This window comes from Haloarcula sp. H-GB4, assembly GCF_030848575.1.
Lineage (GTDB): Archaea > Halobacteriota > Halobacteria > Halobacteriales > Haloarculaceae > Haloarcula.
This window is the reverse complement of the sequence record NZ_JAVDDX010000002.1, coordinates 467,599-479,563: the sequence shown is the minus strand read 5'-3', so window position 1 is coordinate 479,563 and position 11,965 is coordinate 467,599. Positions and strand designations below refer to the sequence as shown.

Sequence of the window (11,965 nt, the reverse complement as noted above, 5' to 3'; positions counted from 1 at the left end):
ATCACTCTAACTCCTCGTCGAGCGCATCAGCGACCCGTTCGCTGAAGGCCGGTGACTCAACAAGCGCGCCCGCGGCCTCGATGTCCTCGTGGACCGGCCGGTCAGCCGTCAGCTTCGGGATCACTGCACGGATGGCGTCGTAGGCTTCGGCGGACCCGACGCCCAGTTCGAGGGCATCGTCGACGAAGTCGGCGGCCTGCGCCCCACAGCACAGCTCGACGCCGAGAATCGCGGCGGCGTTTTGCGCCGCTTTCCGGGCGAGATAGGCCGACTGCGCGCTCATGCTGACGTGGTCCTCCTGATTGCCACTGACGGGAGTGTTGTCCATCGACGGCCGGCCGAAGGACCGACATTCGTTCAACAGTGCCGCGGCGGTGTACTGTGCGATCATGTAGCCCGAGCGGACGCCACTTCGCTCTGTGAGAAACGGCGGGAGATGTGGCTCTTGCAGATTCGGATTGAGCATCCGGTCGGTCCGGCGCTCCGAGATGGCCGCGAGTTCGGTGAGCGCATTCGTCAGATAGTCGAGGCGCATGGCGAGTACCGCGCCGTGGAAGTTCCCGCCGGACAGCACGCCCGCACTGTCGGAACCGGAGGCCCGGTCGTCGACACTCACAGCGCCTGCCTCGCCGCTCATCTCATCTCGTTCGCTCCCGCTTGCTCGGCCCGAGGACTCACTGCGCTCGGCCTCGCGAGGGAACACCAGCGGATTGTCCGTTGCGCTGTTGAGTTCCACCTCAACAGCTTCCCGGAGGTGGGCGACGGCGTCACGGACCGCGCCGTGGACCTGCGGCAGACAGCGCATCGCGTAGGCGTCCTGCACCCGGTCGCAGTTTCGGTGGGACTCGACCACATCGGAGTCGGCCGTCAGCCGCCGGACGTTTCGTGCGCTCGCGGCCTGGCCGGCGTGAGGCCGGACGGCGGTGATGGCTTCGTGAGAGGGTACGGTCGAGGAGAGGGTCACCTCCGTCGTGAGCGCACCGGCGATGTCGGCGGCGGCGACCAGTTGTTCGGCATCGCTGAGGAGGAGCGCGGCGACGCCGACGGTCAGTTGCGTCCCGTTGATGAGCGCCAACCCCTCCTTGGCCCGGAGCGTCACCGGTTCGAGGCCGGCCGCGTCGAGCGCCTCGTCGCCGGGGAGTCGGTCCCTCTCGACCTCGGCTTCCCCCTCCCCGATGAGCACCAGCGACATATGTGCGAGCGGGGCAAGGTCCCCGCTCGCACCGAGGCTGCCCCGCGATGGAACGACCGGATGGACACCCGAATCGAGCATCGCTACCAGCAAATCGACGACGGACTCGCGGATGCCGGAATATCCCTTCGCCAGTGTGTTCGCCCGCGTAACCATCATCGCTCGGACCTCCTCGGTCGTCAATTCCCGGCCGACAGCGGCGGCGTGGCTCCGCAGGAGGTTCCGCTGGAGGTTATCGAGGTCTTCGGGTGGGATGCGCTCGTCGACGAGGTCGCCGAAGCCGGTAGTGACGCCGTACACCGCCTCGCCGCTGTCCAGTACGCTCTCGACGCGCTCGCGGGACTCGCGGATTCGCTCGCGGGCGGTGTCGGCAACGGTGACGGTCGCGCCGTTTCGGGCGACGGCGACCACGTCGGCGGGTGTGAGAGATTCGCCGTCGAGGACAGCGTCGGCGGTCATGGTTGCATCTCCCGGTCGTATGACTCATGTGTTGGGGTGCTGACGACCGAGCCGCCTTTCAGAACGGTGTCGACGACGTTGGTCCCGTACTGGTACGGAATGTGGACGTGACTCGGCGCGGCAAGGACGACGGCGTCACCGGGCGCACCCTCGCGGAGCGTCCCCAGTCCATCGGTCCTGTCCAGCGCGAGCGCGGCGTGTTTCGTTCCGGCGACTAGGGCTTCGGCCGGCGTCAGTCCCATCTCGACGCAGGCCAGCGACAGCGCAAAGCCCATGCTGTGGCTGTGGCAGTTCGGATTGAAATCCGTCGCCACCGCGACGGGCGCACCACGGTCGCGGAACGCCGCCGCGTCAGCGTACGTTGCGCCGAGCCCGAACGCCGTCCCGGGGAGCAGCACCGGCGTCACGGCAGCGTCGACCAGCGCGTCGATGTCCGCTTCCGTCGCGTGCAGGAGGTGATCAGCACTGGCCGCGCCCACGTCCGCCGCCAGCTGCGTCCCGCCGATGTGGGCCAGTTCTTCGGCGTGGACCTTCGGCGTCAGCCCGGCGGCCGCACCTGCTTCGAGGACCTGTCGGGACTGTGCGACCGAGAAGACACCCTCCTCACAGAACACGTCGCAGAACTCGGCGATGCCCTGTGACTCGACCGCGGGAACCTGTTCGTCAACGACCGCCGCGGTGTAGTCGTCGGTGTCCCATCCCTTGGGGACCGCGTGTGCGCCCATGAACGTCGGGACCACGTCGACGGGATGGATGTCGTCGGCGCTGTCGATGACTCGGAGCATCCGTAGCTCCGTCTCCGTGTCGAGCCCGTAGCCGGACTTCACCTCGACTGTCGTCGTCCCGTGGGCGAGCATGGTGTCGAGATGTGCCAGCAGGTTCGACAGCAGCGTTTCCTCGTCGGCATCCCTGACTGCCCGGACCGTTCGGAGGATGCCGCCGCCTTCGGCGAGGATGTCCTGATAGGACTTCCCGCGCAGTTTGGCAGCGAACTCGTCGGAGCGGTCGCCGGCGAACAGCCCGTGGGTGTGCGGGTCGACGAAGCCCGGCACGACGGCCCGCCCGCTGGCATCGATAGCGTGGCCGGCACTCTCCGGCGGGTGCTCGGCGGTTACCTCCGCGGTCGGGCCGACAGCAGCGACCGAGCCGTCAACGATGGCGACCGCGCCATCCTCGTAGGTCTCCAGCCCGCGGCCATCCGCTGTTGGGCCCGCAACGAGTTCGTCCGCGCCGTAGACCACGGCGTCGAGGGCTGTCATCGGTCACCTCCCAGGCCGCTGAGGAAGTGCGCGATGGCGCGGGCCCCGGCACGCGCGGTCCGGTTCCCGGCGTCAAGCGGCGGCGCGCACTCGACCACCTCGAACCCGGCGATACGGTCGTCGGACGCCACGCGACCCAGCATCCGGAACAGTTCCCGCGTCGAGATGCCGCCCGGTGTCGGTGCGCTCACGCCCGGTGCGGCCGCGGCGTCGAGCACGTCGAGGTCCAGACTGACATAGACGGCGTCTACGTCGCCGAGTGCGGCGAGCGCGTCGTCCACCGCACCAAGGGGATCACTGGCCACCGACTCCGGAGACAGGACTGTCCCATCCTGCTCGGCGAGGTAGTCGTGGTACGCTGTCGAGGTTTCGAAGTGGCGCGCGCCGACGACGGCCAGCGTGTCGAGGCCCGCATCGTGGAGTTGACGGTACGGCGTCCCGCTCGTCGGTTCGTCCTGCACGGCGCGGCAATCGAGATGGGCGTCGAAGCTGATCGCGCCGACAGTGTCAGCAGCCACCAGCGGTGCGGCGTTCGGGAACGTCAGCGAGTTGTCGCCACCGAGAAACACTGGCACCGCGCTCGTTGCGTGGACCCGGTCCGTTACCGAACGGACGGCACGCTGGACCTGTTCGACATCGCCAGCTGGAATCTCGATGTCGCCGAGGTCGGCGACTGCGTGGACCGGCCCACGTTCGATGTGATGGGTCTTCGTTCCGCCGAGTTCGCGTCGGAGGGCCGCCGGGCCGGCACACGCCCCCGGTCGTCCGATGACGGCCCCGTCGTACGGCTCGCCCACCAGCACAGCGTCGTACTCGTCAGCGGTCGCGAGCGTGGCCGTCTCGACGATGTCACCGAACTGCTCGTCGTTTGGGTCGCCGGACGGGCCGGTCCACGGCGACGGGTCTGTCAGGTCGGTCATCGGTCGCGGTTGCGGTCGCGCATCGGGACCGCCACGTCGTTCTCGTCGGCGATGTCCTGTGCGATCTCGTAGCCGGCGTCGGCGTGGCGAATGACGCCCATCCCGGGATCGGTCGTGAACACGCGGCGAGCCTTCTCGGCTGCGAGATCAGACCCGTCGAGGACGACGTGGTTGTTCGTATGAAGGGAGTTGCCGATGCCGACGCCGCCGCCGTCGTGGACGCTGACGATATCCGCACCAGCCGCACAGTTCAGGAGGGCGTTCAGAACCGGCCAGTCAGCGACGGCGTCAGTTCCGTCTTTCATCGCCTCGGTTTCGCGGTTCGGCGAGGCCACGCTCCCGGCGTCCAGATGATCTCGCGTGACGACGACCGGCGCGGAAATCTCTCCGTCGGCGACGAGTTCGTTGATACGGAGCGCGAGGCGGGCGCGCTCGGTCAGCCCGTCCTCGGTCGCGTACCCCAGCCAGCACACTCGCGATGGCAGGCCCTGGAAAGACACCTGTTCCTGAGCGAGGTCGATCCAGCGATGGAGACCGTCTTTCTCCGGAAACAGTTCCTTGACTGCATTATCAGTCCGGTGGATGTCCGCGGGATCGCCTGAGAGCGCGGCCCAGCGGAACGGCCCCTTGCCTTCACAGAACAGTGGGCGGATGTACGCGGGAACGAACCCCGGGAAATCGAACGCGCTGTCGAGGTCGCGCTGGTCCTCGACCTGCCCGCGGATGTTGTTGCCGTACTCGAAGGCGATGGCACCCCTGTCCTGCAGTTCCAGAATGCCCTCGACGTGTCGCGCCATCGTATCGAGGCTCTCCGCGACGTACGTCTCGGGGTCGCGTTCGCGGAGCCGGTCGGCTTCTTCGACGGTGTAGCCAGCGGGGTAGTATCCTTCCAGTTCGTCGTGCGCGCTCGTCTGGTCAGTCACTACATCGGGGACGAACCCCATCTCCAGCATCTCCGCAAGCATATCCGCGGCGTTCATGTGGACACCGATGCTGTAGGGCTCACCGTTCGCCGCGGCCTCCTGTGCGCGCTCGATAGCCGCCGCGAGATTGTCGGTCTTCTCCTGACAGTACCCCGTCTCGATGCGCCGGTCGATACGGTCCTCGTCGACTTCGGCCGCGATACAGACGCCGTGGTTCATCGTCACCGCGAGCGGTTGCGCGCCGCCCATTCCCCCGAGGCCGCCGGTGACGACAATCTTCCCGCGGAGGCCGTCGTTATCTGGGTAGTGTTTCCGGGCAAGCGCGGCCAGCGTTTCGTAGGTCCCCTGAATGATGCCCTGCGTGCCGATGTAGGCCCACGAACCGGCGGTCATCTGGCCGTACATGATCTGCCCCTTCGCTTCGAGTTCGTGGAAATGCTCCCAGTTGTCCCATTTGCCGACGAGGTTCGAGTTTGCGATGAGGACGCGTGGGGCTTTCTCGTGAGTCTCGAACCGACCGACCGGCTTGCCGCTCTGGACGAGGAGGGTTTCGGTGTTGCCGAGTTCGCGGAGCTCGTCGACAATGGTGTCGTAGGCGTCCCACGACCGGGCCGCACGCCCCGTCCCGCCGTACACGACCAGCTCTTCCGGCTTCTCGGCGACTTCAGGGTCGAGGTTGTTGTTCAGCATCCGCAGTGCGGCCTCCTGTCGCCACCCTTCACACTCAATGTCGGTGCCGGTGGGCGCACCCTGGTACTCGCGCCACTGTTCTGAGGGAGTCCCGACGTCGTGGTCGGTGTCTGGGGCAGACTGCTGTGCCATACCACACCATTAGTAGAGAACCGTGTTAGCAGGTTATCACCGTTCGGAACTGTTTTTATATACCCATGTTAACCGATGACTATGTACGAGGTGATGTTCCGTGTCTACGGTGACGGGGCCTACGAGGCGGCAACCGACGGAACCGGCACACGCATCGAGTTGTGGTGTAACGACCACAGCGACCTGCTCCACGTTAGCGGTGGAGAGGTCGGGAACGTCATCGAGCAGGTCCGCAACACCGTTGGTATCGGGGAGCGTCTGGAAAACGGCGACGAGCAGGTGCTGGTGACTGAGGAGTGTCTGAAAGCACAGCTCGACAACAACGTCGAGCGCTTTCTGGCGAACGAAGGCTGTCTGCTCGTCCCGCCGTTGAAATACGCTAGTGGCGGCAAGCTCGTCCGAGCACTCGGTCTCAGCCCCGACGCACTGACCAGGGTGTACCAGTCCCTGGCAGGACAGTTCGACGTTACCGTCGAATCAAAACGTGAAATTAGCTCTGTAACCCCGGATGCACCGCTTTTGACCGTCGATGCTATGCTCCCAGACCTGTCGCCGCGGCAGCGCGAGGTGTTCCTGACGGCGTACGAGCAGGGGTACTACGAACTGCCCCGCGAGACGACAACAGCGGCTATCGCTGAGCAGGTGGGCGTAGAGCGCCGAACAGCGGAGGATCATCTGCGGCGGGCGGAGAAGAAACTGGCCGAAGCGCTGGTCGAATTCCTATAGGAGGCCCAGAGCGGCGAGAGCGTGGGTAATGCCGGCGACGAGCGGCACGAGGAGCACTGTTCGCATGATGAACAACGCCACAAGGTCCCGAAACCGGATGGGGACGTCACTGAACATATCCATCATCATCGGGCCGACGCTGGAGAAGAAGATGAGCTGCGAGACGGCCAGCACGCCGACGAAGAACTTTGCCTTCACCGCCGTCTCAGACACGAGCAGGACGGGGACGTACATCTCGGTGATACCGACGATGGTCGCCGGCGCGACCACCGCTGCGTTCGGGATCCCGAGCGCAGCGATGACCGGCGTTAGCGGACGACCGAGAATGTCGAAGAGTGGGGTGTGTGCCGAGAGCAGCGTTGCGGCGAGTCCGACAGCAAGGATGGTTCCTAGGATGAGACTAGTGAGCTTCAGGCCATCGACGAAGCCCCGCTTGGCTGCCTGCGCGAACGTCTCGCCTTCCTTGGCCTTCCCGACGGCCTCGCTGACCGCCAGTCGGATATAATCCACCGGCGTTCCGGAGAACGCGAGCTCCGGGTCAGGCTCAGCGATGTACTCTTCGGGAATTCTGGAGATCGGCGGCACCCGGACCAGAATCACACCGGTGACGACGACACAGAAGAAGTACGCCCCGAAGATCAGTGGGAACTTCGGGAGCATATCGAGCGTGGCGGCGACGACGCCGACGAAGCCGATTGACACCGTCGAAAAGCACGTCGCGATGGTAAACACGTCGCGCTTGTGGTAGCCACCGGCTTCGAAGACATTGCGGGTGACGTAGAGGCCGACGCTGTAGGAGCCGACCCACGATGCGAGACTGTCCAGTGCAGCACGCCCCGGGACTCTGAACAGCGGGCGCATTACCGGCCTCGCGAGCGTTCCGACGAACTCCAGCCCGCCGAGTTCGACGAAGATCGTGATGAAGATGGCTCCGATGGGGATGATGACGCCAACGCTGTACACCAGCGTTCCCCACATCAGCCCGCCGGTACTGGGCGTGTGGAGCCACTCGGGCCCGAGCTTGAGGAACATCACCGGCGCGATGAGAACGCCAGCGACTCGGAGTGCCCAGAAGACTCCCGAAGTCTCGAAGTAGGACAGGTCGTACCCTGCGACCTCGCCGTCACTGGCCATCGCAAACGTCGTCAGTATCCCACCGGCGAGGATGATAGCCAGCGAGTAGATGCCAACGACATCCGGGAACGACCCGGTTATGTTGCTGACGACGATATCGAACGGGACTGTAACTTCACCCTGGTACGGGACCGGCAGAAGAAAGAACACCCCACCGATGAGAAACGCGATCAGGAACTTCAGCACCGGCCACGCTTCGTATTCGTGCAGGTCGATATCGTCGATATCTCTTGCCGCCGGTTCAGTGTCAACCGTGTACGTGTTGCCTGTTTCGGTAGACATTACCAAACAATACTCTCATTTGATAGTTAGTCCTGAAACCACCGCATGGAACCATTTATATCACAGCTACCCACCCCAGTACCACTGCGCCGGGATTCAGTAAACAGACGAGGGCATCAGAACGACTATGTACCACCGGGAGATATTACTAAGTGGTATGAGCGATTCCGATTCATTCGAACAGTTCAGTGATGTCGGCGAAGCAGAGGTTACACGCGCAATCGGGCAGGAATGGACCGAGGAGTTCATGGACTTCTCGGACTCCGATGTCATCATTGTCGGCGGCGGCCCATCGGGACTGATGGCCGCGAAGGAACTCGCCGAGCGCGGCGTGCAGGTGATGGTCGTCGAGAAGAACAACTACCTCGGTGGCGGCTTCTGGCTCGGCGGCTTCCTGATGAACAAGGTCACCGTCCGTGACCCGGCCCAGCAGGTGCTGGACGAACTTGAAGTCGACCACAAACAGTCCAAGGACAGTGAGGGTCTCTACGTCGCCAACGGACCTGAAGCCTGTTCCGGCCTCATCAAGGCCGCCTGCGACGCCGGCGCGAAGATGCAGAACATGACGGAGTTCACCGACATCGTCATCCGCGAGGACCACCGCGTCGGCGGTATCGTGATGAACTGGACGCCTGTCCACGCGCTACCCCGAGAAATCACCTGCGTTGACCCGATTGCCGTCGAGGCCGACCTCGTCATCGACGCGACCGGCCACGACGCGATGGCTGTCAAGAAACTCGATGAGCGCGGCGTCCTCAACGCGCCGGGCCTCGAAGACGAAGCCAGCGGCATGGATCAGACCGACGACGATACCTATGGCGCGCCCGGCCACGACTCGCCCGGCCACGACTCAATGTGGGTCGGCGAGAGCGAGGACGCTGTCGTCGAACACACCGGCCTCGCCCACGATGGCCTCGTCGTTACTGGCATGGCCACCGCGACCACCTACGGCCTCCCGCGGATGGGGCCGACGTTCGGTGCCATGCTCGTCTCCGGCAAGCGCGCCGCGCAGGTCGCGCTTGATGAACTTGAAGTCGACGCCGAGCCGGTCGACGTTACGAGCCGCGACGCAACCCCCGCTGACGACTGAAATCCTCCCACGCCCCTCTGGTTTTTATACGGCTAGTTTTTCTCGATTTAGTTATCTATTCAAGCCATAATATCGCACTAATACAAACAATTATGCAAGCGTGCGACAATTATGTTAGTGATTATCAACCAATGTCCGAAGAGATGCAGCGGAGCGACAACCACAGGCCTGGCGAGTCAGTCGGCGGCGAGATCTCGGTCCACCTCTGGAGTCGGCGGCCGGTCTGTGGCCCCCGAACGACAGCCATTGACCGGTTCACAGAACTCGCCGCAACGGGAATTGTCGATGACTTCGATATCCAGACGTGGCCCGAGGAAATTCCCGTATCCCAGCGGACCGAACACGGAGAGGTGCTGGCGACTGTCGACCGGTACGAACAGTGGGCAACGGAACGTGGGCTGAGTCTCCGACCGCCGTTCGAGACGCGGACCTCGTCGCTACTCGTCGGCGGCAGTACCGAGGTGCTTCGACTCCCGATGATAGCCGTCGCCGTCTACGCGAACGACGACCTTGTCGGCGTGTACCCGTGTACTGATGGGGAAACAACGTGGTCTGTCACCGATTGCATTGACTCACTCACGACGGAACCGGCCGGGCTTCCCCACCAGTCCGAGTCCTGATATCCCCTCGGGACGACACACTCTGTCGTCGATGGCGTCCAGTATAGCGCTGCTTTGCCGAGCCCGTCCCTGATTCTGGAGCGCCAGATTGACCTGTCCGCTCTGGTTCTCTACTCTGGCGACGACTCAACAGAAGAGAATCACGGATACACAAACGGTATTAATGCCCGATACCACTGACCAATACAATGGAGTCCGTGACGCTGTACCGCGCTCCGACAGCGGTCGCCGACACCGACGCCATCGCTGACTGGCTCGACGCGCGGGTCGAGGCTACTGTCTCCGTCCGGGACCGGTTTCTCTCGCTGCACGGCGACTCGGCGCTAGCGGAGTCGTTCGCCAAGGGGCGGGTACTCTCGCCGTACGACCGCGAGACCGGGAACACGATGCTGGGTATCGTCCGGTACGAGGAACGAGCGCTGGAGTCGCCTGAACGGGCCGGCGGCGTCATCTACGACGGGCTGGCGGTCCAGCAGGCGCTCCACGAGCGACTCCCCGAGTCCGAGCGGTCACTCGACCACCTCCACGTCCCGCTGCTGGACCGCGTCGTCGGGACTTGGGGCGACCACGACGGTCGCTGGCACAAGCGCGTGAACGTCCTCGGCCAGCCCGCTATCGTCTCGGTGCCGGGGCTGTACGAGGCCCCCGCAAAGCCCGAGCAGTACTACAAGGAACAGCAGAAACACGCCCTGCTCGGTGGCGGCACACCGCCCCGGGAGGTGCTCGAAAACGAGGTCGAAGGAGCGTTCCTCGTTGAGGATGACCCGCGGACAACCGACGCTATCAAGGGGTACGTCCTGCAGGCCTACCACTACCTTGACACGGGGGAGGCGTTCTGTGACGAGGACACCTGCCGGCTTCACAATCCGCACCGCCAGCCAGGCGTTGTCGCCGCGCAGCTACGAGAGCCCGAATTCTGTCCGGAACACGCTGAGCGGTACCGGCCATAGCAATCTGGCCCACCGCGCCGGTTACGGCACAGTTCCACACAGCAGGCCAAGAAACCCCCCGGCGAAGGTCTCATACCGTCTGTCCACCGTCCGCTCGGTGAGTCGCTCGCGCGCCGCACGCACCCGCCGCTCGAACGCGCTGGCGTGTGATCGCGTCGATAGCCGCGTCCCCGGCGCAGAAAGTCGGACGAACCCCTCAAGCGCGAGATTCAGCGGCGCGGCGAGAGCGCTGGGGCTCCGCTGGAAGTTCAGCAGTGCCACGTGGCCACCAGGGGCGACACTGTCACACCACGCGTCGACCGCCGCCGCAGGGTCCTCGAAGATGCCGGCGACGAATGTCGCCAGAACGGCATCGGCCGCTCGAACTGGTGGGCGAGCGGCGTCGGCCTGCACGTAGTGGACGGCTTCGCCGGTTCTGGCGGGCCGTTCGCGTGCGCGGTCGAGCATCTCCCGTGTCACGTCGATACCGACGATCCGACCCGATGGCCCGACTCGCTCGCGGAGCGCCGGCACGTTCGCGCCAGTGCCACAACCCATCTCGATGACGGTGTCGCCGGGTGCAAGCGCCAGCGAGCCCGCCGTTCGGTCGCGCCAGGACGCAACGCCGGGCGCATTCGCTACCCAGTCATACACCCGCGCCCACCGGCCGTAGAACGATTGCGCGTCCGTCACAGGATTTCGCGCGCCGTTTCAGCGACCGCCACAGCGTCGTCGCCGAGCAGGTACACCACCGGCTCAATCCCCATTGCGCCGGTGTGATAGAGCACGTCGACAGCTGGGTCGTCAGTCAGGGCGGCCGCGACAGCCGGCTCGACGCTCTCCTCGGCATCGAACTCGACCACAGTCAGGCCCGCATCTCGGAGCGCGGTCACGACGCCGTCGTCGTACCGGACGTTCAACACCGAGCGGGCGTCGGTTCCGGCGGCCCGTGCCGCCAGCAACAGCGACGCGACGTGCTCGCTGACGCCGAACTCCGGGTCCGCCGGAATCGTTGCCCGTCCTTTCACGTCGAGAATCCGCCCCGGAACGGCGGCCACGTCCTCGATACTGTCGGCCTCGGGGAGACACTGGACGAGGTTCGACCCCACTGCCGGGATAAGCGTCGCGAACCCGCTGGTATTTTCCAGCACGCTGAGTCCGCGCCGTACCGATGCGAGCGTCCGTTCGGCTGATCGGAGCTGTGAGTCCGGGTCGTGAACGGCGAACTCGTCGTCGTAGTCGCCCAGCTCCGGAACCGCACCCTCGTGTAACTGTGCGAGGACGCCGCCCTGTTCGAGTTCGCGGATGAACACTTCCGTTTCGACCAGCGCTTGAACAGAACTCATATCCCCATCGGCCAGCCCGTCAGCCAGTCGCTCGACCAGTTCCTCCAGCCCGCGGTGGGCCAGCAGGTCGTCGTGGCGCGCCACGTCGCCGTGGACGTACTTCGACACCGCGCTCTGGCTGATTCCCAGCAGGTCAGCGACTTCCGACTGTGTCAGCCCGCGCTCTCTGAGGGCGTCGGCCAGCAACGACCGAAACGTCGGCAGGAAGTCATCGACGACGATTTCCTCGATGAACTGCATCTATTGGTCGCCTCCGAACTCAC

Annotated in this window: 11 protein-coding genes; 4 read left to right on the top strand and 7 right to left on the bottom strand. The window is 64.8% G+C overall.

The window, feature by feature from the left end:
* Position 1: 1 nt before the first annotated feature.
* From hutH to hutU, 4 genes are read right to left on the bottom strand one after another with little or no spacing between them, the layout of a single operon-like run.
* Positions 2-1,651 carry a histidine ammonia-lyase gene (gene hutH / locus RBH20_RS10990; protein ID WP_306708467.1) on the bottom strand — a complete coding sequence of 550 codons (1,650 nt, stop codon included), beginning with the start codon at positions 1,649-1,651 and terminating at the stop codon, positions 2-4.
* Positions 1,648-2,910, bottom strand: coding sequence for an imidazolonepropionase (gene hutI, locus RBH20_RS10985; protein WP_306708465.1), 1,263 nt, complete (start codon positions 2,908-2,910; stop codon positions 1,648-1,650). The genes hutH and hutI overlap by 4 nt, the downstream gene beginning before the upstream one ends.
* On the bottom strand, positions 2,907-3,830 hold the full coding sequence (hutG, locus tag RBH20_RS10980; RefSeq protein WP_306708463.1) for a formimidoylglutamase: 924 nt from the start codon (positions 3,828-3,830) through the stop codon (positions 2,907-2,909). Before hutG ends, hutI begins: the two co-directional genes overlap by 4 nt.
* Positions 3,827-5,575, bottom strand: a complete 1,749-nt coding sequence (gene hutU, locus RBH20_RS10975; protein ID WP_306708461.1) for a urocanate hydratase — start codon at positions 5,573-5,575, stop codon at positions 3,827-3,829. Before hutU ends, hutG begins: the two co-directional genes overlap by 4 nt.
* Before the next feature lie 81 nt (positions 5,576-5,656).
* On the opposite strand from hutU, the gene RBH20_RS10970 reads away from it, so the two are divergent.
* Positions 5,657-6,301 carry a helix-turn-helix domain-containing protein gene (locus RBH20_RS10970; protein ID WP_306708459.1) on the top strand — a complete coding sequence of 215 codons (645 nt, stop codon included), beginning with the start codon at positions 5,657-5,659 and terminating at the stop codon, positions 6,299-6,301.
* Here RBH20_RS10970 and RBH20_RS10965 read toward each other — a convergent pair.
* Positions 6,296-7,717: a YjiH family protein gene (locus RBH20_RS10965; RefSeq protein ID WP_306708457.1), complete on the bottom strand. Its 1,422-nt coding sequence runs from the start codon at positions 7,715-7,717 to the stop codon at positions 6,296-6,298. The two genes, RBH20_RS10970 and RBH20_RS10965, sit on opposite strands and share 6 nt — an antisense overlap.
* A gap of 157 nt (positions 7,718-7,874) precedes the next feature.
* Here RBH20_RS10965 and RBH20_RS10960 point away from each other — a divergent pair, with 157 nt between their 5' ends.
* From RBH20_RS10960 to RBH20_RS10950, 3 genes are all read left to right on the top strand, one after another.
* Positions 7,875-8,807, top strand: coding sequence for a sulfide-dependent adenosine diphosphate thiazole synthase (locus tag RBH20_RS10960; RefSeq protein ID WP_005537851.1), 933 nt, complete (start codon positions 7,875-7,877; stop codon positions 8,805-8,807).
* A gap of 131 nt (positions 8,808-8,938) precedes the next feature.
* Positions 8,939-9,427, top strand: a complete 489-nt coding sequence (locus RBH20_RS10955) for an HTH domain-containing protein (RefSeq protein ID WP_306708455.1) — start codon at positions 8,939-8,941, stop codon at positions 9,425-9,427.
* Positions 9,428-9,615: 188 nt separating this feature from the next.
* Complete coding sequence (locus tag RBH20_RS10950; protein WP_306708453.1) at positions 9,616-10,377, top strand: DUF6775 family putative metallopeptidase; 762 nt, start codon at positions 9,616-9,618, stop codon at positions 10,375-10,377.
* Between the two features lie 21 nt (positions 10,378-10,398).
* On the opposite strand, the gene RBH20_RS10945 is transcribed toward RBH20_RS10950, so the two are convergent.
* Positions 10,399-11,049: a class I SAM-dependent methyltransferase gene (locus RBH20_RS10945; protein WP_306708451.1), complete on the bottom strand. Its 651-nt coding sequence runs from the start codon at positions 11,047-11,049 to the stop codon at positions 10,399-10,401.
* Positions 11,046-11,942, bottom strand: coding sequence for a thiamine-phosphate synthase family protein (locus RBH20_RS10940; RefSeq protein WP_306708449.1), 897 nt, complete (start codon positions 11,940-11,942; stop codon positions 11,046-11,048). The genes RBH20_RS10945 and RBH20_RS10940 overlap by 4 nt, the downstream gene beginning before the upstream one ends.
* Positions 11,943-11,965 lie beyond the last annotated feature (23 nt).